The organism is Agriterribacter humi (genome assembly GCF_009192765.1).
GTDB classification, from domain to species: Bacteria; Bacteroidota; Bacteroidia; order Chitinophagales; family Chitinophagaceae; genus Agriterribacter; species Agriterribacter humi.
The window spans coordinates 155,701-180,048 of record NZ_VOHQ01000001.1 but is presented as its reverse complement, the minus strand read 5'-3'; the positions used below and the strand labels follow the sequence as shown (position 1 = coordinate 180,048).

The following is a 24,348-nucleotide window of genomic DNA, read 5'->3' as shown; positions in this document are numbered from 1 at the left end:
ATGGGCGCTATTAATATAAATGATAGTATTACTATTGATAGTAAAAACAAATAATATGGTGAAAATGAAAAATAGCTTTTTATGCCTTTCGCTATTCATTAGCGTAAGCGTTTATAGCCAATCCGGAACGGAAAATTACATTTCAGCGGAAACCGCAGCAAAAACGTACACGGCGTTATCCAAGCAGCCGTTTTACATTTTTCCCGAAACAAGAGAGCATCCCATCAGGTGGAATGATTCTTTGGAGGTATCGTGGTTGGAAAAGAACTCTTCAAAAAATGACTTCTTTTTACAGGCGCAGCCGGGTGAATACTTTGTTTACCAGGTGGGCGTATGGGCCATAAAAAATGAGTTGAAAAACATACAACTCCGTTTTTCCGATCTGAAAACCAAAAATGGGAAAACAATTTCTTCCCGCAAGGTGAGTTGCTTTAACGCGGGTGGCATTGATTACCTCGGAAATCCGTTTACAAAAAAGATAGCTATTCAAAAAGATAAGGTACAGCCTTTGTGGATTGGCATGGATCTTTCGGGTGTTGCAAAAGGAACCTATTATGGTACCGCAACGGTATCGGCTAACAATAAAGCGCAAACGATAAAAATACAGTTGGAGATTGATGGTGAGGTGGTGGAAGATCACGGCTTCAACGAGGGCAAACGCTTATCGCGGATGTACTGGCTGAATAGTACACTCGGTATTAATGATGAGGTTACCAAAGGATACAATCCCGTTAGCCGTCAAGGCAATACGCTGCATATTTTAGGACGGTCGGTGGATATTGCTGCCAATGGTTTGCCGGCGGCAATTGCCAGTTATTTCACCGCTTCCAATCAAAGCATATCACAAAAAGGCGAGCCCATACTTAGCGAAGCATTCCGCTTTGTAATTGAAAAGGAAAATGGTGATACCATCGCTTTGCAACCCGGTCCATTGCAGTTTACAGCACAGGCTCCCGGGTATATAGCGTGGCAGGTAAAAAACAGCTCGGCCGAATGTGAATTGATTTGCTCGGGCAAACTTGAGTTCGATGGCTTTGTGGATTACAGGCTCGCATTAAAAGCGCTGAAGCCTTTGAAGATCAGGGATATTCGCCTGGAAGTACCGGTAAATAAAGAAAAAGCTGAGTATATGATGGGGCTGAACCGCGAAGGTGGCTTGCGTCCCGCTTCCTGGCAATGGCAGTGGGATACCACAAAAAACCAGGACGCTTTATGGCTTGGAGCAGTTAATGGCGGACTGAGGCTTAAGCTAAAAGCGGAGAATTATACCCTGCCGTTGGTTAATATTTACTACAAGTTTGGACCATTACATCTTCCCCCGTCATGGGGCAATCACAACAAAGGCGGTGTGTATGTAGATGAAAAAGATAATACGGTATGGATCAATGCCTATTCAGGAAACCGCCAGATGGCCACAGGCAGTATATTAAATTATGACTTTGAATTATTGATCACTCCTTTCAGAACCATCAGCAATGAAGTAAAATATGGCGACAGGTATTTTCACGGCGGGGGAACAGATGCATTCAGCAAAATTGAAAAGGCTAAAAAAGCAGGCGCCAATATCATCAATATCCATCATGCCGAAAACATCTACCCTTTTATTAATTACCCTTACTTAGATGAAAATACTGCGGAATTAAAAGCTTTGGTTGATAAGGCGCATGAAGAAAAACAGCGGCTGAAACTGTATTATACCACCCGTGAGCTCACTAAAAACATTCCCGAGTTTCAGGCTTTTTACAGTTTGAACGGGGAGGTGCTGTTTCCCGGCCCGGGCAATGCCAGCCGCACGGAAGCATTGCATCCCAAGGGGCCCAATGAATGGCTCATTAAAAACCTCAGGGAGAAATATATTCCCGCATGGTACAATGTTGTGAAAGAAGGAAAATTTAAAGGAGAACTGGATCTTTCTGTTATTACTACACCCAACAGCAGGCTGAATAATTTTTACATTGGCGGGCTTGACTGGATGCTGAAAAATTTGAAAATTGATGGTGTGTACATTGACGATGCAGCGCTCGACCGGTTTACATTGCGCCGCGCAAGGAAACTGATTGACCAGTACCGCCCGGAAGGCAGAATGGATTTGCATAGCTGGAATCATTTTAATAAGTGGGCCGGGTATGCCAACTGTTTGAACCTGTATATGGACCTGCTTCCCTATTTCGACCTGGTATGGATAGGCGAAGGAAGAGATTATAACCGCCTGCCCGATCATTGGCTGGTTGAAGTGTCGGGTATCCCTTTTGGCTTGCCCGGGCAAATGCTGGAAGGCGGAGGAAATCCATGGCGGGGAATGGTATACGGCATCACCAACCGTGCGGGCTGGACAGGCAATACGCCGGATGAATTATGGAAGTTCTGGGATCAGCACAACTTTGAAGAAAAGGAACTGACCGGCTATTGGGATAAAACCTGTGCGGTTACTACCAACAATGAGCACATCAAAGCATCTGTATTTAAAGGAAATAAAGAAAGCATTATTGCGGTAGCCAACTGGAGTAAAGAAGACCAGGTGAGTTCAGTGATCATAGATTGGAGTGCGCTTGGTTATGATCCATCCAAATGCACGATCAGTATACCCTTTGTAAAAGATTTCCAGGATGAACAGCCGCTGCAATCATTGAGTTCAGTAAGTATTCCAGGTAAAAAAGGATATATGATTGTTGTTAAGGAAAACCAGTAATGGATATGAGACATTTTGATTTTTTATTTGTTCGGTGTGTATCATAAGAGAAAATACCAGGTTGAAGCAAATGAAGCAGCAGGTGATAATTTATCCGGTTTTGCAGTAATCCGCGGCAGTTAGTTTTGGGCTTTTATATACCGGTCTGGCATCAACACCAGGCCGGTTGTTTTTACCGATAATCAAATGCGTTAATTAATTTTTTATTATACTGTTTCGAAAAACGTTGTTTTCTTTTTCCTAACACTTTGAAAATATTGTATACATGATGAAAGTGTCTTTTATTTTTCGGTTGCTTTTAGCATTCGGTTTTCTGTGTTTATCTTATTACACAAAAGCCCAGGTCACATTTGAAACATCTACCCTTCGTATGGAGATTAATGCAAAAGGGCATCTTACCAGCTTGCAGGATAAAACCGGCAAAGAATATTTTGCAGCAGGGCAACCGGCGCCATTATTGGCTGTGCAGGTCAACGGGAAATTATTGTCGCCCGAACGTATGGTTTGGCAGAAACGTTCATCATCGATAACACTGTATTATCCGGCCTGGAAAGGCAGTGCAATTATCCGCGTTGTAAATAAGAAAGACTATGTTACGTTTGAGCTGCAGAAAATACAGGAAAATGAATCGGTAGAATTAGTGGTATGGGGGCCGTATCCTACCATCATTCATAAAAGAATAGGAGAAACCGTAGGTACAGTATGGGATGAAAAATTTGGTATTGGATTGCAGGCACTCAATATTAAAACATTGGGTGGCTACCCCTCCACTGACGATGATGTAGATCCTTCGTTTGATATTTTTAATTATGAAGGAAGCCTGGTGGATATTCCGGGAGATCAGAAAGCTTTATTCAGAGGACAAACGGCTAAGCAAACCGATTATGGAAGCGTAATCCAGGCATATTGCCGCAACCGGAATGTAAGCAGGATTATCAGTAACTGGGGGCACGATAAATATATAGCGCCTGCATACACACAGGATGGAGGCGTTACAGGATCTAAAATAGCTTTATGGGGCGCTCCGCAGGAAATGCTGTTGTCTGTAATTGAAAAAATTGAATTGCAGGAAAAGCTTCCGCATCCAACCATTGATGGTATCTGGGCCAAAAAATCTCCACTTGCCACATCCTCTTATTTTATAATGAGTTTTGGAGAAAAAAATCTCCAGGAGGCGCTGGATCTTACTAAAAAGGCAGGATTAAAATATTTATACCATCCCGGACCCTTTGATACATGGGGACATTTCAAATTGAATAAAACAACTTTTCCTGATAACTGGCAGAGCATGAAACGTTGTGTTGAAACAGCAGCTCAGCAGAAAATAGACCTTGGTGTACACACCCTGTCTGCATTCATTACCACCAACGATCCATTTGTAACACCTGTACCGGATAAACGACTTGCGAAAGTTGGCAGCAGCACAATTACAGGCGATATAGACGATAAGGCTACCACTATACCAATTGCATCGCCTGATTTTTTTAACCAGATGAAAAACAACAATCTTAAAACAGTGATGATAGGTACCGAACTTATCCGTTATCGTGCTGTAACAGATAAGGAGCCCTGGTTGTTGGTAGATTGTGTAAGGGGCGCTTTCAGTACGCATATACAGAAACATGAGAAAGGAGATACTATCGCCAAGCTGATGGATCACGGCTACAAAGTTTTTCTGCCGGATATGAGTTTGCAGAATGAGATTGCTACAAATATTGCCAGCCTGTTTAATGAAACCGGGCTGCGTCAAATATCTTTTGATGGATTGGAAGGGAGCTGGTCTACCGGAATGGGACAGTACGCTACACAGTTATTTGTAAAAAAATGGTACGATCTGCTTAAGCCTGAATTGCAGGGACATGTAATCAACGATGCCAGTGGTCCTGGTCATTATTTCTGGCATATTTTCACCAGAATGAACTGGGGGGAGCCATGGTATGCAGGATTTAGAGAAAGCCAAACGCAATACCGGCTTAAAAACCAGGACTATTATTACCGCAACTTTATTCCGCGAATGCTGGGCTGGTTTAAACTTGACCCCACTACCGGTATGGAAGACCTGGAATGGCTATTGGCAAGGTCTGCTGGTTTTGATGCAGGATTCGCGTTGTCGACCAGTATAGAGAATATCAGGAAGAATGGATTGGGAGAACAACTGTTAAACACAATAAGGGAGTGGGAAAAGGCCCGGCTGTCAGGCGCATTTAAAGAATCGCAAAAGGAAGCATTGCGTGATATTAAAAAAGAATTTCACCTGCAAAAGATCAATGACAATACCTGGAACCTGCTGCCGGTACAAACTGCTATACTCCTGCATAAACAAAAAATTAAGCAGCCCGGAGAGCCGGTATATTCAGCCCTTTCATTTGATAACCCTTATAAGGAGCAGCCGTTGCAATTTGTGATACAGCTCCATTCAGAAGGCAGTACACCTGCTGTGTGGGAAACTCCTGCAATTGAACTTAATAATTATGCGAAACTGGAGATACCCTTTGACGTTAGTAAGGGACAGATACTGGTCAGCGATGGCAAAAATATTCGTTTGCTGGATCAGCACCGGAAGCTCATAAAAGAAGCACCAATAAAAACTGTTCCCACACTTGGTAATGGCATTAATAACATCATGGTTGATGGTGTAATATCCGGAGAAAATTCACCTGAGGTAAAAATAGAAATAAGGGCAATTGGTGATGGTGAACAGATCAGCTCAAAATCGAAATAAAAAATATTGATAAGCCAATACAATGTTGCGGATAACAATAAATTGATAACTAAAGTTTATAAAAATGCATCTTAGGTCGGTAATATTCTTTGTTTGCTGCTTTGTAAACGGTGCTTTGATTGCGCAGGAAATTCAATATGCAGCCGGGCGATGGGATCGCGAAGGGCTCGGTAATCACCGGGTAGTTATTCGTGTAGACAGCAATGCAGATGCAGTGCATGTGCATATTCCGTGGCGGCGCAGGGATGCAGAACCAGAAAAAAAAGATTTAATATTGATTGATGCTGCAACAGGAAGAAGAGTTAATAATATTTTTAGAACTGCCATTAACGCGGAATATGGAGATATTATTTTTCAACCTGTTACCGGCAAAGGATTATATCATCTTTATTATCTTCCTTCCAAAAATACCGGCAATAGTTGGTTGCCCACAGTTATTTATCAGCCGGCAAAAGACATCAGCGAACCAGGATGGCTGAAAAAAAACCATCTTTCAACTGATCAAAAAAGACAGGAAGTGTTGCAGCGATTGCCGGAAGCTACTGTTCTGCGGTTTGAATCAGTAAGTGAGGAGCATAGTTTTTTCCCAATGGAAATACCGGCTACTGCAGCAGAAACAAAGGCGTTAATTGCACGGTATCCCGGAAAAGATTTTATAGTATTTACAGAAGATCGAAAATTTCCTATCCGTATGACGGAAGCGCTTCCTCAGCGGTGGATAAAACAAGGCGACACTGATCAATTTTCAGGAACAGCCCTGCGCAATGAATTTTATGTTTTTCAATTAGGGGTGTTCGCCATTGGCAAAAATTTGAATGATGTCCAACTTAAATTTTCTGACCTCAAAAATACCCGGGGAAATAAAATTCCTTCCAGCGCCATACGTTGTTTTAATACGGGTGGGAAAGATTGGTTGGGTAATCCTTTCCTCAAAGAGGTAGCGATAATAAAGAATAATATTCAACCTCTGTGGATAGGCGTAGATATTGCTACAGACGCTTTGCCAGGTAAATATACCGGAACTGTTGAAGTAAGGGATGGAAATGATGTTTCGGAAACCATAAGTGTTAATCTTACTGTTAAAGATGAAGTGATAACCAATCGTGGATATGATGACCTTGCAAGACTGGCGAGGCTCAACTGGCTTGATTCTGATATTGGGCTGGATGATAAAGTGTTCAAACCATATACGCCTGTAACAGTTCATGAACAAACAGTGAGTGTTTTAGGCCGTTCCCTTACCTTCGATAAAACTGGTTTTCCCAAAGAGATCATAAGTACCTATACTGCTGATAATGCTGCAGTAAATGGTACACCAAAGCAAATTCTTGCAGATGCTATACGTTTTACAGCGCTTATAAAAGGAAAAGAATTGCGCTGGAAAACGAATAGGCCAGTCATCACACAAAAGTTGAGCGGGGCGGTATACTGGAAAACGGTAAACACCAGTGATGTTGCTGATATGGAAGTTTCTGCAAAAATGGAATGTGATGGATACATAAATTACTATGTAACGCTGAAAGCCAAAAAGGCTGTTGGTTTTGATGATCTTCGTTTGATTATTCCATATACTAAATCTGCATCCACCTATATGATGGGAATGGGAAAAAAAGGAGGGATGCGTCCTTCAAAATGGGAATGGAAATGGGAAGCAGACAAAGCCAATAATATGGTTTGGCTGGGTGGTGTAAATGCGGGTTTGCAATGCAAACTCAAACATCAAATACCAGATTGGAAAATGTATGGGTTTGATGAAACCGGAACATATAAAGACTGGAGCAACGACGGACTTGGAGGTTGTTTGATTGAAGAGAATGCACAGGATGTGCAGATGCATGCTTTTACAGGAAAAAAAACAGTGAAAGCAGGCGAAATACTTCATTTTAATTTTGGATTATTAATTACCCCGCTCAAGCCACTGGACAATGAACATTGGGCCCAACGTTACTTTCAGGCCGATCCTCCTGTTAATAACTGGCTGAGCCGCGCTGAAAAGGGGGGCGCCAACATTATGAATATTCACCAGGGCAATCAGCTCAATCCCTATATTAATTATCCTTTTGCTGCAACACGAAAGCTCAAAGCTTATATTGATCAGGCTAAAAGCAAAGGAATCCGTTCCAAACTTTATTACACCGTAAGGGAATTGAGTGTTACCAATACTGCAGAGCTTTGGCCACTGCTGAGTTTAGGAGATGAAATTTTCACCCGTGGGGCCGGAATACAATTGGCAGATCAGTTTGCGGAAAGCCCGGCCGTTTTAAAAAATCCAACAGGAGCTGCATGGTTAAAAGAGCACCTTATAAAGAATTATGATCCTGCCTGGCACAATCCCCTCGAGAGTGGCGAAATGGATATATCTATCCGCACAACAGGGTTATCAAGGTGGCATAATTACTATATTGAAGGACTGGGCTGGTTGGTAAAAAATACAGGAATGAAGGGAATTTATCTTGATGGCGTTGGCTATGATCGCGAGATTATGAAACGGGTAAGGAAAGTGATGGATAATGCTGCAGATAGTTGCCTTATCGATTTTCACTCAGGCAACAATTTTGAACCTACGTATGGACTAAACAGTCCTGCCAATCAGTATATGGAACTTTTTCCGGCAGTAAATAGTCTTTGGCTGGGTGAAGGATATCAGTATGAGAAAGAGCCTGACGATTATTGGCTCATAGAAATTTCAGGTATTCCTTTTGGACTTTATAGTGAAATGCTGCACAATTGCGGTAATTTTTATAAAGGAATGATATACGGAATGACTTCCCGGCTTGGATGGACAAATTGTAATCCAACGCCGGTGTGGAAATTCTGGGACGAAACCGGAATAAAAAACAGTGCAATGAAGGGTTATTGGAATAAGGAAAATCCTGTTGTTACCAATAATCAATGGATTAAAACTACTACCTATCAACAGGAAAAAGAGGCAGTAGTTGTATTGGCCAACTGGTCGAAAGAGGATCAATTGGCAGATATTCTTGTGGACTGGGATAAGCTGAATATGGAAAAAGAAAATGCAATAATAACATGTCCTTTCATTTCCGGATACCAGGAAGAACATCCTGTTAATTCAATCGAAAAAATAAAACTCCCGGCAGGGCAGGGATTAATAATTTTTATTAAAAAACAGTAACAAATACTGTGCTGCATAATTAAAAAAATATCATTTGAAAAACTATTCTGTTTCAAGGAATGTGCGATTAAGCGTATTGTTTATTTTTATTATAGTGGCCTGTAGTCTGGAACAAGGATGGTCGCAGGTTACTTTTCAGTCGCTGCTGCATGAAATGGCAGACAGGAAACAGCTTGCGCAATTTCCTCAGCCTGCGTATCAATCTATGCAGGCGAGTAGCTACAACCGTGAGTCAAAAATAAAAGATGCAGCAGGATGGTTTGCAGATAGTGATGGTATTGGTTTTATCCGTAAAGAAAAGAACAACGGGCAGGAAGAATGGGTAGTAATGGAACATGAAGGTGCAGGGGCAATTACCAGGATGTGGGCTCCTTATTTTTACTATGGTGGGTTAGACGATTTGGAGGGACCGGATATTAATATTTATGTTGACGGGAATGCTCAACCCGTTATTAGTGAAAATTATTTTAAACTAATCACAGGCAAAGGCTCCATTCCTCCCCCATTTGCGCAAAAAACTGCCAGGGCCGGAGATTGCTACCTGCCCATTCCTTTTGCGAAGAATTGTAAGATCACCTTTAATAAAAAGCCATTTTATCATATTATAAATTACCGGGCTTATCCGCCAGGAACAATTGTTGAAACCTTTACACCCGGTAAATTACGTATGTCCCTTCCTGTTATGGATTCGGTTAGCCGGTCTCTGCATGCGGTTTACATCACTGAAGAAACAGCGGCTGTAAATGCACGGGGAAGAATAGGTCCGGGTAAAGCGCTGCAACTTGATATTAATAAAACGGCATCTGTGCGGCAACTGGAAATAAAATTTGATCCCGAACAGTTCAAAATGCACCCGGAACTTTTACGCTCCGTAGTATTGGTTGCTTCTTTTGATGGCGAAGAAGCAATCTGGACTCCGTTGGGAGACTTTTTTGGCAGTGCAAATGCGGTTAACCCTTTTAAAACATTTACAAGAACCGTATCTGCGCTGGGGCAAATGATCTGCACCTGGGAAATGCCATTCCGGTCTTCCGCCCGTTTTTATCTTAAAAATATGGGTAAGACGGGGCTTGATGTGGAAAGATTTGAGGTAAAGTATGGTGATTGGAAATGGAATGACCGTTCCATGCATTTTCATGCAAGTTGGCGCAGCAATGAACTGGTGCAGGGCAATGTATTTAAAGACTGGAATTTTATTGATATAAAAGGAAAGGGTGTTATTGTGGGTGATGCATTAACTGTATTGAACCCCGATGAAGGGTGGTGGGGAGAAGGAGATGAAAAGATTTACATTGATAATGATTGGGATAAAAAATTTCCCGGTCATTTTGGTACAGGAACTGAAGATTATTATGGATGGGCCGGTGGCGAAAATCCCGGAAAAGACGATGTGTTTTCCCATCCATATCTGGCCAATATAGCGGTAGGTACTGCTACAGCAGGAAGAAGGGGCGCTAAAGGATTCAATATTTGTACAAGGGTAAGAGCCTTAGATGCGATACCTTTTACCAAACGCCTGGTTTTTGATATGGAGGCATCACCGGGAACACAGATACGCAATCCCTGGGATATCCTGGATTATTCTGCTGTTGTTTTCTGGTATGCATTTCCCGGCGCAGTAAGCAACAGGCAGCCAATGCCGGATGAGGTAACCAAACCCCTGATTACACTTCGGGAAATAGATAGTATAGCAACAAAAATAAAAGCGAATCAAAACAGGCGTTAGTTTTAAACGGGTGCAGACTATTTTAGGGTGACTTTCGGCTTATCATGTACAATAAATAAAATGCTTGCACGGTGAACCAACACAAAGGATTACGGAACAATTTTATCTCTTTTATCATGAAGAACCTTTTTTTATTTTCTTTTTTTATAATGGGCCTTTTTCCCGGGGAAAACATCGCCCAAATCCGGGATATTTCTATTATCCCCGAACCTGTGCATATAGTAAATGGAAAGGGTGAGTTTATACTCGATAAACAAACGGTTATTATAGCCCCTTTGGATGATACGGCATTGAACCAGTTGGCTCACATGTTTGTTCAATGGTTGGCGCCGGCTACTGGTTTTGACCTGAAGATTAAAAGCGAAGCCAGGTCTTCAGAAAAACAAGTCAGGTTGGCGTTAAATGGTTCATTAAGGGATGTGAAAGATGGGGAAGGCTATGCGCTTGAGGTTACAACCCGTTCTATTACCTTAACCGCCCGGCATGCTGGTGGAATTTTCTATGGGTTGCAAACCTTGCGGCAACTGCTTCCCTCTGCTGTAGAAAAGAAAATGGTTCAATCTGCATCGTGGATCATTCCCGCCGTACGGATTACGGATTACCCCCGTTTTGGATGGAGAGGATTATTGTTGGATGTAAGCCGTCATTTTTTCTCCAAGGCGTTTGTGAAAACGTATATTGACCAGATGGCCCGCTACAAGTACAATGTATTGCACTGGCATCTTACAGATGACCAGGGCTGGCGGATAGAAATAAAAGCCTTTCCAAAATTAACAGAAGTGGGGGCGTGGCGGGTACCGCGTATGGGGCAATGGTGGACCTATGATCAACCCCGGAAAGACGAAGAAGCTACAGATGGGGGATTTTATACACAGGAAGATATAAAGGAAATTGTAGCGTATGCCCGTGAGCGTAATATTGCTGTTTTACCTGAAATTGATGTGCCGGGTCATTCCCTGGCTGCCATCGCGGCCTATCCTTATTTATCCGCTACAGGTTACATCTATCCTGTTAATCCGGGGAGTAAATTTTATAATATACTTGACAATACGCTGAACCCGGCTGATGAACGGGTATACGAATTTTTGGATAAGGTATTTGAAGAAGTGGCGGCTCTTTTCCCCAATGAATATATTCATATTGGCGGGGATGAATGTACGAAAACATTCTGGCGGAAATCGGCAGAAGTGCAGGCTTTCATGCAGCAAAAGGGTATTAAAAACGAAAATGAACTGCAGAGCTATTTTATTAAGCGTGTAGAAACCATATTAAAAAAGAAGGGTAAAAAACTCATCGGCTGGGATGAAATCCTGGAAGGAGGACTTGCCCCCGAAGCAACGGTAATGAGTTGGAGAGGTATGACGGGTGGAATAGAAGCGGCGAAACAAGGTCATAAAGTGGTCATGACTCCTGCCCAAAAAGCGTACCTTGATTTATACCAGGGAGATCCCGCCCTTGAGCCGGATACCTACAGTATGCTGCGGCTAAAAACTTCCTACCAGTGGAACCCTGTGCCGGATAGTGTAAATCCTTCGCTTGTACTCGGCGGACAGGGAAATTTGTGGACAGAATCTGTTCCCACCGGTCGTCATGCGGAGTATATGACATGGCCGCGCGGATTGGCTCTGGCGGAAGTGTTCTGGTCGCCGGAAGCAAAACAAAACTGGACGCATTTTCAACAAAAGCTGGAGCCTCATTTTAATCGGCTCGAAGCGGCTGAAATTAACTACTCAAGAGCAGCTTTTGATATATTGGCTGATGTAAAGCGGGATGAAAAGAATAAGCTCTTTGTAAGTTTAAGTACAGATATAGATGACCTGAAAATTTATTACACATTTAATAATACGAATCCTGATTCCTTTTCAAATGAATATAACGGGCAGCCTGTGGAAATTCCAGAAGGAATATACCAGTTACGGGCCGTGGCCTTTAAAAATAATATAGCTGTTGGAAAAATCTTAATAATAAACAGGGAAGATTTGGAAAAGAGAGCTAAGAAATAAATGTTCTGCTAATGCTGAAAAATGAAATTCACCTCGTATTGCCGGTTAAAGTATTTGTCAATATAAACGAGCAGTTAGTTTAGGGAAATGTCCACTAAGGTTAAACAGGCGTTTGTTTCTACTTACGCCTTTTTATTATCTTTCAACTTACTTTTAAAGTAAGACACACTTTAAATAATAAATTCTTAAATATGAAAAAATTGTTTTGCCTGGCAGTTTTTTTAATCTGCTGTCTAACAACGGTTGTAGCCCAAAAAATAACTCTTGTGAAAAAAGGCAGATCCGCCTATAGCATTGTAATACCTGAAAAAGCCACGATAGTAGAAATCCAGGCAGCTAAAGTGCTGCAGGATTATTTGTTCAGAATTACAGGCGTAAATTTACCCGTAGTTGCCGATAACGAAAAAAGCACACCCTCCGAAATTTTGATTGGCAGGGTAAACAGATCTGAGCAGGATCAGATAGATTATAATCGGTTAAAGCAGGACGGACTTTTAATTAAAACCGATAACACTAAATTAATCTTAACAGGAGGCGATAAAAAAGGAGTGATATACAGTGTGTATACATTCCTGGATAAATATCTGGGCTGCAGAAAATACACATCAGATTTTACGCATCTGCCTCAACAAAAATCTATAGTACTTCCGGCGATAAATGATGTACAATTGCCGGCTTTCAGTTTTAGGGAGACCTATTACAATGATGTGTACGATCCAGAGTTTATGAACTGGCATAAACTGCATTCCTTTGAAGGAAGAGGCGGCGATAAAACGCAGTGGGGCTATTGGGTACACACGTTTCACAGCCTGCTTGATCCCAAAGAATACGGCGAAGCACATCCTGAATATTTTAGCTTCTATGATGGCAAAAGACATGCAGGTACAATCCCTTCGTGGGACGGTTCCAGCTACCAGCCCGAAGCGCAGTTATGCTTAACAAATCCTGATGTGCTTGAGATCGTTTGTGAAAATCTAAAAACTGCCATGGATAAGAAGCCGGAAGCATTATACTGGTCTGTTAGCCAAAACGATAATGTGAATTATTGCCGATGCGATAACTGTGCTGCGCTGGATAAAAAGTATGCTGCCTTTGCACCGGAAGAAAAATTACTTTCTACTCATGGCGGAGAAAAATATCCTGCATTAGGTTCAGGTTCAATTATCGCTTTTGTGAATAAGGTGGCAGAGCGCTTCCCCGATAAAATTATTTCAACTTTGGCCTACCAGTATTCACGTGTGCCACCTAAAGGCATTATACCCCGCAAAAATGTAAACATTATGCTGTGTAGTATTGAGAGCTCCCGCAATGATCCTATGGAAACAGGCGATAAGGCTTTTAGCAAAGACTTAATGGGCTGGGGAAAACTTACTGATAATATATTGGTATGGGATTATGTAATTCGTTTTTCAAACTTGTTCGCTCCATTTCCCAACCTGCGTGTATTACAACCCAACATCCGGTTTCTCAGGGATAATAATGTATCTGCATTATTTGAACAGGGCAATATTCAGTCCGGTGGTGATTTTGCGCCGTTAAGGGCCTATATGATCGCTAAAATGTTGTGGAACCCGGAAATTGATATAGAAAAGGAAAAAAATGAATTTCTCAATGCGTATTACGGTCCCGCCGCTGCCTGTATAAAAGAATATATCAAACTGTTGCACGATAATAACCAATCCGGCAAAGGTGTCAAAATGTCCATATTCGGGTCTCCGGTGCAGGAGAAAGAAAGCTTTTTATCGGAAAAATTAATTGCGGAATACAACCGGATTTTTGACAGAGCGGAAAAGAAAGTGCGACATCAGCAGGAATATTTGGTAAGGGTCAAATCTGCACGCCTTCCGGTATACTATGCCATGCTTGAGATAGCAAAAGAAGTTAAAACCGGGAGCAGGGGGGCATTTGCTGCGGGAGAAGATGGAGCTTTAATCCCCAATCCAAAAATAGTAAACATATTATACGAGTTTGTTTATCACTGTGTGCGTACCAATGTAAGCAGAACCGCGGAGTGGCATACGCCACCTAAAGAATATATGGAAAAATACCTTTCATTTTTGGAACATCCATCAGCTAGTAATTAGCGTATTAACTAAAATAAGCATAGCATGAAAAGAAATATTTTAAAAACGGTATTAGCATTTGTTGCAGCATATCAATACATTGTTGGTAGTGTTTGTGCGCAAAATATGAATGTTGGTACCCTTCCGCTGTATAACAAAACGCTACTGCGCAGTAAAACCGACTGGCTGATAAGCAATGCCGGACTGCAATCCGCGGTATACAAAACGCCGGAAGGATATATGGCACTGAGCAACGGGTTGATAACAAGAACTTTTACAATGACACCCAACGGCGCTACCATTGGGCTGGATAATTTAGTTACCAATGAAGCGCTTGTTCGGGCGGTATCGCCCGAAGCTGTGCTCTGGATAAACGGACATGAAATAAAAGCTGGTGGATTAACGGGGCAGCCTATTGGCAACTATCTCTTACCCGAATGGATACCCGAAATGAAAGCCGACCCTTACAGTTTAAAGCTGGTATCATACGCCACATCTCCCATCAAAGCACGTTTTGAATGGAACCGTCGTACCGAATGGTCATCGCAGCAACTGCCCTGGCCGCCCAAAGGAATTGAAGTAGCTTTTACCTACAAAGCCGATGAAGCCATCATTCGAAATTTCCAAAACCTTACTGCCGGAGATGCACAAAGAAAGGTTTTACTGAAAGAGGATTTTATTACACTGTCGCCCAATTGGAATATCGTTACGATCAATGCAGCCGCAAATGCTTTTAATAACGAAGGTAAGGCCGGTGAAATAATGGCGCCTGCCAATGCAGTGGTGTTTGGCGAACAGCCTTTACCTGCCAATACGAAAGTGATTATATGTAAACTGAATACAGGCACAGATCAAAGCAGCGGGTATGGTCCGGGTATTGCGCTCCAGTTTGAAGGGGAAAAATCATCCAAATTCTATCTTTCTCCCCGCAACAAAAAATTTGGAATATTTCATGACGGCAAAGCCCAAAGCTTCGAAGGTTTTGACCCTGGCAAATCGTATTATTTGAAGATTTTGCTGGCTACCGGTAAAATGATATGCAGCATATCAGCCGATGGTAAAAACTATACAACACTTACTGAATTGCCCTATGCAAATATGCCTACGCATATCCGTGTGGGTAAGACTGATCCCCGCGGTGGCAAAATGGTACGTGGTGAAGCCGGGACAACGGGGCGCAGCAAAATAGAGCAGGTATTGCTGTTGGGCGAATCCGGCGAAACGCATGCGGATTTTGATTTTCTGAGCGGACTCACCGTAAAAGTGCATTACGAGTTATACGATGGATTACCCCTGCTGAGTAAATGGGTGAGTGTGGAAAACAACAGCAAACAGGAAATTATAGTAAATAATATAAAAAGCGAGCACCTGGCAGTAACAGAGGCAGAAAGCGCGGTAGAACATAAAGAGCGCTGGGAACTGCCCCCTATATTTACAGAAAGTGATTTTGCGTTTGGCTCTATGTCGCCCAATGCGGCGCAAAACGCCTGCGTAGAATGGCAAACCGATCCTTCCTACACCACCCAGGTAAACTATGCACTGCAAACGCCTTCACTGCTGGTATGCATGCCCAAAACCGGCATGGGACAGGAACTGGCGCCCGGTGCATCTTTTGAAAGCATGCGGCTGTGGGAGCTGGTATACGACAGCTACGACAGGGAGCGGAGAGGATTAAGCGAAAGAAAGCTATACCGGACCATCGCACCGTGGGTAACCGAAAATCCCATCATCATGCATGTAAGCAGCGCTGCGGATGAGCCTGTTAAAAAAGCAATAGATCAATGCGCGGAAGTAGGGTTTGAAATGGTGATCATGACTTTTGGCAGCGGGTTTAATATTGAAGATACTTCGCAGCACAACCTGCAGCGTATGAAAGCGCTGAAGGAGTACGCGAAATCAAAAGGCGTGGCTCTTGGCGGATATTCGTTGTTGGCCAGCCGTTCCATCAACGCAGCAAACGATGTGGTAATGCCCGAAGGTATGAAGCCTGCATTTGGCAGCTCACCCTGCCTGGAAAGCAAATGGGGACAGGATTATTTTAAAAAACTGTACCGTTTTTATGAAACTACGGGGCAGGATCTGCTGGAACATGATGGCTCTTATCCCGGTGATGTTTGTGCTTCCACTGATCATCCGGGTCACAGAGGCCTGGAAGATTCGCGCTGGAAACAGTTCAGGGAGATACAGGAATTCTACCAATGGTGCAGGAGCAAAGGCATTTATCTTAATGTACCCGACTGGTATTTTTTAAATGGCAGCACCAAAATAGCGATGGGCTATCGCGAAACGAACTGGTCATTACCGCGGGAATTGCAGGAAGTTATTGAGCGTCAGAATATATATGACGGTACCTGGGAAAAGGCGCCTTCCATGGGCTGGATGTTTGTGCCGCTTGTGCAATACCATGGCGGCGGCGCTGCAGCTACAATAGAACCACTCAAAGAACACCTGCCGCATTATGAACAGCGCCTGGCCAATTTATTTGGTGCGGGTGTGCAGGCCTGTTATCGTGGACCCCAATTATATGATGCACCCCAGACAAAAATACTGGTGAAAAAATGGGTTGACTTTTACAAAAAGCACAGAAGAATATTAGATGCCGATATCGTTCACCTGCGCAGGCCCGATGGCAGGGATTACGATGCCATACTGCATGCCGATCCTAATGGCAAAGAAAAAGGGTTATTGATGGTTTATAACCCGTTGAATGAATCCATTACCAGGAATATTGAAGCGGACCTGTACTATACCGGGTTAAAAAACCGGGCAACCATGAGTGAAAATGACGGGCCGGCTAAAAAAATAACGTTGAACGGAACCAGGCTGAACTTACGGGTAACCATACCTGCCAAAAGCCAGCAATGGTTTGTATTTACGCCGTAAAAAATGTCATTTGAAAAACTGTTTCGTGTGGACTATCGCGTTGGGCGTTCAGGGCGTTCGTAAGGACACGGTCGTTCGGCAAAACCCTGTGATGCAGCCTGCAACAGATATTTTTTTACAAACCATATGACTAAATTTTGAGAAATGTTCAAAGCAAAACTTCTTATTTTCCTGCTGGTATTGGTAGGTGTTGCCTGCACACAAAACAATGATCCTGCGGATACTGTATTGCCTTCGGAACCGCACGTACAATGGGCCGATGCAGAAATTGGCGCTATGTTTCATTTTGATGTTGTGAATTATGTGCCTGATTATAATTGGCGGAAATGGGGCACACATCCCCCGGCTTCTGTTTTTAATCCTTCTAAATTAGATACCGATCAGTGGATACGTGCCGCTAAAGCGGCGGGGGCCAAATACGCAGTACTGGTTGCAAAACATTGTTCCGGATTTAGTTTGTGGCCAACAGCAGCCCATGAATACAGTGTTAAGCATAGTCCATGGAGAGATGGTAAAGGAGATATTGTAGCTGATTTTATCAGGTCGTGCCAAAAGTATGATCTAAAACCAGGTCTTTACGCCAGTGCGTCTGCGAATGGGTATTGCTATGTTGATAATCCCGGTTTGGTTCAACCCGGAAGTCCTATGGATCAGGAAACCTATAATAATGTAGTGATAAAACAATTAACGGAGTTGTGGAGCAATTATGGAAAATTATTTGAAATATGGTTTGATGGCGGGGTATTGCCTGTGAAGGAGGGCGGACCCGAACTGGCTCCTTTGTTAAAGGAACTGCAACCCGATGCCGTTGTTTTCCAGGGACCTGCAGACGCTAAAAATCTCATTCGCTGGATCGGTAATGAAGAAGGGCTGGCGCCTTACCCTAACTGGAGCAGAACCAATGCTACAACTTCCGCCACCGGGACCATTAAAAGCGATGATATGAAGGGTGATCCGGGAGGTACGATATGGTGTCCGGGGGAGTCGGATTTTCCCTTGCGTACAGGTTGGCAGGGTGGCTGGTTCTGGAAAGCCGATGGACAGGAAATATTATCAGTTGATCAGCTGGTGAAAAACTATACTACCAGCGTGGGGCGCAATTCGAACATGCTGATCGGTATTGTGGTAGACACCAGCGGGCTGGTGCCACAGGAAGATATGAAACGGCTGGAGGCCTTTGGTAACGAAATCAAAAAAAGATTTTCTGTGCCGATTGCTTCCACAAAAGGAAACAGCGAAACGCTTGAATTGTCGCTTGGCAGCACGCCACTCCCTGTTAACCATGTGATCATATCAGAAGATATTACAAAAGGAGAGCGCATCAGGAAATACATCATTGAGGCCTGGAAAGATAATCAATGGATACAAATAGCGGAAGGCAGCTCGGTGGGACATAAGCGCATTCAAAACGTAGACAGTATAACAACAAATAAAGTACGGCTAAGCATAACCGAATCGTCTGCTCAGCCGCAAATCAAAGATTTTTCTGTTTATGAAATGTAGGATACCGGAGTTTACTCTTATCCAATCACCTGCCATGATTTGTTAAGGAATTTAAACGGATGGTTTGTATATTGAGGATCATTTATATCTTCAAATTACTAACTATAAACTTCAAACTAACATGTCATCGAGAAGAAGATTTTTAAAATCGGCCACATTGGCCACTGCAGGATTGGCCGTGAGCGGGTTGCATTCCAATGCAAAGAGTTATAGCCGGATCATTGGTGCAAATAAAAAAGTTAATCTTGCCTGTATTGGTATTGGCAACCGTGGCGGCGAGATCCTTAAGGCCTTGCATGGCACTGATCTTGCAAATATTGTAGCACTTTGCGACATAGATATGGGTGCGCCCCACACACAAAAGAATATTGATCAATTTTCCGGTGCAAAAAAATTCCAGAACTTCCGTGAAATGCTTGATAAGGCGGGCAATGAGATAGAGGCGGTTTCTATTGGGGTGCCCGATTTCTCACATTTTCCCATCACCATGATGGCCATGGGGCTGGGCAAGCATGTGTATGTTGAAAAGCCAATGGCGCGCACTTTTTATGAAATAGAGCTGATGATGGCGGCTGCAAAAAAATACAATAAAGTGGTAACCCAGATGGGTAACCAGGGACATTCGGAAGCCAATTATTTTCAGTTTAAAGCATGGAAAGACGCCGGTATTATAAAAGATGTTACCGCAATTACTGCACACATGAATTCAGCCCGCCGCTGGCATGGGTGGGATACTTCAATCAAAAAATTTCCTGCAGCGGAACCTGTTCCTGCCACTTTGGACTGGAACAATTGGTTGACCACGGCACAGTATCACGATTATAATAAAGATTATCACCTGGGGCAATGGCGTTGCTGGTACGATTTCGGTATGGGCGCCCTGGGCGATTGGGGAGCGCATATTTTGGATACCGCGCACCAGTTTTTAGAACTCGGGCTACCATATGAAATTAGCGCGCTCAAAGCGGAAGGGCATAATGAATTTTTCTATCCCATGTCTACCACACTGCTGTTTAGATTTCCGCAGCGCAAAAAAATGCCGGCGGTTGATATTACCTGGTATGATGGTGTGAATAATATTCCTGCGGTGCCCGAAGGGTATGGCGTGTCTGAACTGGATCCCAATATTCCTCCTGCAAGCAATGGAAAAATTCAACCGGCTAAACTCAATCCCGGTAAAATTATATACAGTAAGGAACTGACGTTTAAAGGTGGTTCACATGGCAGCACCTTATCCATTATTCCCGAAGAAAAAGCAAAGGCAATGGCGTCCAAACTACCGGAAGTGCCTAAAAGTCCTTCAAACCATTTTGCCAACTTTTTGCTTGCCTGCAGCGGATCGGAAAAAACCCGTTCCCCGTTTGAGATTGCCGGCCCCTTAAGCCAGGTGTTTTCATTGGGCGTAATGGCGCAACGGCTCAATACCAAAATTTTGTTCGACAGGGAAACAAAGCGCATTACCAATAACCGCTTTGCCGATGCCTTACTAACGGGAGCGCCACCACGCAAAGGATGGGAGCAATATTATAAACTATAGGAAGCCCCGGTTTGTGTCACGAACCGGAAGTTGGAAGCTGGTTCGTGCGGACACGAACCAGGGCATCAGTATTTTGTCATCAAAATCATCTTTTATTTTCCATAGCTTTTAAAACAATATACGGGCAGGCAACTGTTGTTAAATAAACAGGACCGCGGGTATAGGAAGGCGGATAGATACATTCAAAAGGACCTCCAAAAGAGGGTCCTTTGCGGTAATCCGTTTCTCTTAAATGGGTTATATATTCCTTTATTAACTGTTGGGCATAAGCGCTGTTTACTTTGGCAAGGGCAAAGGCAACCCAACCGGTGGGCGTTCCCCAATAGGCGCCGTTCTGGTATTCATTTTTAGGAACCAAAGATTTTTGCCAGGCGGTTTCAGTATTGTAATCCTCTGTTGTTATAATATGCCGGATATTGCCTTTATAGGCCAAAGTGCCGCTTTTATAAGCATCCGCAAGATGCCGGCTTGCTTTCAAAGCATCCTCTCCTTCAAGAATATTTAAATAGATGGCTAAGGACGTAGCCCATACATCCGGCTGCCTGCTTTTAGCCGTTGAAGCCAGCAACATCCCCTCTTTATTTATGAAAATTACGGGCAGTGCTTTTTTTATGGATTGGGCAATTTGTTTGTATTGATCTGCTTTTGCTCTATTTCCCGATAAGGTAAAAATATCCGACAGGTTATTTGCCGCCACATATTTTAATATAGATGCGTAGCACAGGTCACCGGTAATTTCAACCGCATCCCTGAAGCCAAAATCTACACCCCTGAAAGCCTCATTGGTATAAACAATATGATTCTCCTTATGGGAAGGCGGTACTCTGAAGGCGGTTTCCAGCCGGTCAATGAGCTTTATTCCATTTATTTCTTTGAAAAGCATTGCAGTGTCGCCGGTAGATTTTATATAGTGATCAGCCATCCTTATAAAATAGAACTGGTCGCAATAGGGAGGAAACATACCAAATTCCTTTACGCCCTGCTCTTCCACATCGTAGGTGCCCGGAAAGTAAACAGGCAGGCTGTTGTCAATGCGGATATGATCGGCAATGGCCCCAAAAGGCACCATGCTCCCTCCTTTGGTGATCCAGGTTTGATCGCATTGTGTAGCTGCGGTTAATAGCAGCATGTGCTTTTGCTCTTCTTTTTTTACAAAACCCGTTTCAAGCGACATGGCGTAATCCCTGATCCAAAAAGCAGGGTAGGTTATTCTTCCGCCGGGCCGGATCAGTATTCCCCCGGTTTGATTGGACCCAAATGACGGGATACTTTGGTGAGGGTAAATGCGCGAACTATCCATCACTGCTTTTGTAATATTTTCAAGGAATGAAAAATCTTCTTTATTAATGATGCGCTCTTTTTGCTGACCCAACAATATGCCTGAGCAAAGTATATCCACGACAAGTAAAAAAAAGAAATGTTTCATTTTGTAGATTATTATATTGCGAAGATGTAGTTTTTTTTAGCAGATAGATATTCAACCTCATAAAATATATAACCCCGAATATGACGACATATGAACACTTGTTTGACAAGTAAGGGTTTCCTTCTACGTGGCGATAAGTGTGAAAGGCTGAGTGGCTGTAACCCTTACTACAAAGAAATATCTGTATCATAGTATGATCTTCCGCATTTTACCTCTACACTGTATAAACACTGCATACTTTGCATACGCTACGAACATTAAACACGTTTATGAGTATAACACAAAACCTTTGAATGCAGTTTGAAAAACGTTTGCCATGAAGCGTGAAGGAAAAATTCTGATTCCCATCCTGTTTATACTAACGGCTTTCATGCTTTTTTTAGTCTGCTGCCGTAATCACCGGCAGGAAGACGGGCATCAATCGTACGAAAATTTCAACTTCAGAAAAATACAGAAATATATTGAAGACAGCGCCCTTTATCTCAGCGCTATTGATTCGGTATATAAAGAGCTTCCCTATGCTGAGCGATTATATGAAATATACGGCTGCAAAAGAGGCTATTATTATACGGAGAGAAGAGATTATGCCAGGTCTTTGATTTATTCGGACAGCATGCTTATGATTGTTAAGCAGCTTAAGCATAAAAAGGGATACCTGTACTGGTATTCTACTGCCTTATCGTATAAAGCCGATGACCTGCATGCGCTTAAACGCTACAATGAAGCATTTGGATTTTATTTCCTGGCCCGTGAGGCTATATTTAAAACTGGCGATAGTTGTCTTTTTACAACGTATAGCGCGAGACTTGGATTGGTGGCCTATAATCATAAGCGCTATGCGGAGGCGGCTGAATATTTTAGAGAGGCCTTTGAGCAACAGGCAAATTGCAATTTTAATAACGATCCAAACAAAGAGCACACCATATTTGCCAATCAGCAGGCCAATCTTGATAATATTGGATTGTGCTATAGCAGGCAGAACATGCATGACAGCGCTGTGTATTATTTTGACAGTGCCTTGAATTATATCAATCTGAATGCACACAAAGCCTTCCGGTACAATGCACAAAACCAAAAGATTTTAGATACCATTTTTATTGCAACTGCAAAAGCCGTTATTTATGGTAACCTGGCAAAAGATTTAATGGAGATAGGAAATGATTCTGCTGCTGAACGATTGCTTAAAGCAAGCATTCGCAACAACAGCTTACCCGGCCGGGCGCCGGAGGATGTATCCTGGTCGCTTTCCAAACTGGCTGATCTCTATGTCCGGAATAACCGGCTGAAGGAGGCCGGCGAAACACTGCGATCGTTGAAAATGGGACTGGACAGTTTTCCTAATCCCGAAGTACTGAAAAGATGGAACCTGCTGCAATCGCAAATAGCCGGAAAAAACAATGATTTCCGCAAAGCCAGCAGCTATCTCACACGTTATACCGAAATAAAGGATTCAATGGATATTTTAGAGCGGGGTATACTCGCTCCGGATATTAATAAAGAACTCGGCTATTTAAAAAACGAGTATGAATTGTATGCGCTTCAAAAAGAAGATGAACTCAAAACCATATACCTTATTATAACCGCGATCGGCGCAGTTATGGCAATGCTCGTAACGCTTTTGATCTGGCGGAACAATCGCCAGTCTAAAAAGCATATAGTTGTGCTGGCTGCCCTCAATAAAAAAGTGTCTGACAAGAATACCCATCTGCAGAAAACATTCACAGCCCTTTCAAAAAGCCATGCAGAAAACAGCAGGATGATGAAAGTGGTGGCCCATGATCTTCGCAATCCTGTTGGCGGTATAGCAGGTATGAGTGATTTTTTACTGAAAGATGATAATTACCTGCCCGGTCAGCGCAAAATGCTGGAAATGATCAGCAAAGCAAGTCACCATGCTGTTCAACTGATAGAGGAGCTTTTGCATACCAGTCAGAAGCGAAATGACGTTAATAAAATACCGGTGGATTTGGCCGTACTGGTTTCCTATTGTGTGGATATGCTTGCGCCTAAAGCAATGGAGAAAAAGCAAATCATAAAATTACAAGCCGTTCCGTGTACTGTACACGCAGACAGGGAGAAACTATGGCGCGTTTTCAGTAACCTCATTGGGAATGCTTTAAAATTTGGACCGGAAAAGAGTGATATTAATGTTGATTTTACACTCAAAGACAACTGCGTAACAGTAGCCATAAAAGATAGAGGCATTGGCATCCCGGAAAACCTGAAAGAAAAAATATTCATGATGACAGACGATTCTAAAAGACAAGGTAGTTCCGGGGAGCCTTCTTACGGCCTGGGGCTGGCCATATGCATGCAGATCATGGATGCACATGAAGGCAAGCTGTGGTTTGAAAACAGGAAGGGTGGCGGTACCATTTTTTATGTTTCTTTTGCATGCGCGACTTCAACGGCTCATCATACAATAATTCCTGCACACGGGTAAGATGCAATGAGACAACATTGGCAATAGGGTTTGGATTGGCGTGAAAGAAACAGGACTTGCTGCATCAGTGCATCTTATTTGTATGTTAATCAGATAATATTTTATCAACATTGCTTTGATTACTCATTTCTATTTTTTAATATTACTGTCCCCCCTGAGTAAGGTCCTATGTTCCGCCTCTTCCGTTCCTTCTTTAAAATTCAACTTCCTTTAAAAT

General features: G+C 42.9%; 11 protein-coding genes. 10 read left to right on the top strand and 1 reads right to left on the bottom strand.

Annotated elements, in window-relative coordinates; all coding sequences use genetic code 11:
• Positions 1–55: 55 nt before the first annotated feature.
• The 9 genes from FRX45_RS00640 (at position 56) to FRX45_RS00600 (ending at position 20,262) form a co-directional block, all read left to right on the top strand.
• Positions 56–2,689, top strand: coding sequence for a glycoside hydrolase domain-containing protein (locus tag FRX45_RS00640; protein ID WP_152266454.1), 2,634 nt, complete (start codon positions 56–58; stop codon positions 2,687–2,689).
• 370 nt (positions 2,690–3,059) lie between these two features.
• Complete coding sequence (locus tag FRX45_RS00635; RefSeq protein ID WP_152266453.1) at positions 3,060–5,411, top strand: hypothetical protein; 2,352 nt, start codon at positions 3,060–3,062, stop codon at positions 5,409–5,411.
• Positions 5,412–5,475: 64 nt separating this feature from the next.
• Positions 5,476–8,547 carry a glycoside hydrolase domain-containing protein gene (locus FRX45_RS00630; protein ID WP_152266452.1) on the top strand — a complete coding sequence of 1,024 codons (3,072 nt, stop codon included), beginning with the start codon at positions 5,476–5,478 and terminating at the stop codon, positions 8,545–8,547.
• A 34-nt stretch (positions 8,548–8,581) separates the two neighbouring features.
• Complete coding sequence (locus FRX45_RS00625; protein WP_152266451.1) at positions 8,582–10,273, top strand: glycoside hydrolase family 172 protein; 1,692 nt, start codon at positions 8,582–8,584, stop codon at positions 10,271–10,273.
• A gap of 116 nt (positions 10,274–10,389) precedes the next feature.
• Positions 10,390–12,276: a beta-N-acetylhexosaminidase gene (locus tag FRX45_RS00620; RefSeq protein ID WP_152266450.1), complete on the top strand. Its 1,887-nt coding sequence runs from the start codon at positions 10,390–10,392 to the stop codon at positions 12,274–12,276.
• Positions 12,277–12,542: 266 nt separating this feature from the next.
• Positions 12,543–14,360 carry a DUF4838 domain-containing protein gene (locus FRX45_RS00615; RefSeq protein ID WP_226804811.1) on the top strand — a complete coding sequence of 606 codons (1,818 nt, stop codon included), beginning with the start codon at positions 12,543–12,545 and terminating at the stop codon, positions 14,358–14,360.
• A gap of 24 nt (positions 14,361–14,384) precedes the next feature.
• Positions 14,385–17,222 carry a hypothetical protein gene (locus tag FRX45_RS00610; RefSeq protein WP_152266448.1) on the top strand — a complete coding sequence of 946 codons (2,838 nt, stop codon included), beginning with the start codon at positions 14,385–14,387 and terminating at the stop codon, positions 17,220–17,222.
• 144 nt (positions 17,223–17,366) lie between these two features.
• Positions 17,367–18,725, top strand: a complete 1,359-nt coding sequence (locus tag FRX45_RS00605) for an alpha-L-fucosidase (protein WP_152266447.1) — start codon at positions 17,367–17,369, stop codon at positions 18,723–18,725.
• A 121-nt stretch (positions 18,726–18,846) separates the two neighbouring features.
• The gene (locus FRX45_RS00600) at positions 18,847–20,262 is read left to right on the top strand and encodes a Gfo/Idh/MocA family oxidoreductase (RefSeq protein ID WP_152266446.1); all 1,416 of its coding nucleotides are present in this window, start codon (positions 18,847–18,849) and stop codon (positions 20,260–20,262) included.
• Between the two features lie 85 nt (positions 20,263–20,347).
• On the opposite strand, the gene FRX45_RS00595 is transcribed toward FRX45_RS00600, so the two are convergent.
• Positions 20,348–21,688 (bottom strand): hypothetical protein, encoded by a 1,341-nt coding sequence (locus FRX45_RS00595; protein ID WP_152266445.1) that lies wholly within the window; start codon positions 21,686–21,688, stop codon positions 20,348–20,350.
• 316 nt (positions 21,689–22,004) lie between these two features.
• Between FRX45_RS00595 and FRX45_RS00590 the strand changes: the two genes are divergently transcribed.
• On the top strand, positions 22,005–24,131 hold the full coding sequence (locus FRX45_RS00590) for a tetratricopeptide repeat-containing sensor histidine kinase (protein WP_152266444.1): 2,127 nt from the start codon (positions 22,005–22,007) through the stop codon (positions 24,129–24,131).
• The last annotated feature ends 217 nt before the right edge of the window (positions 24,132–24,348 follow it).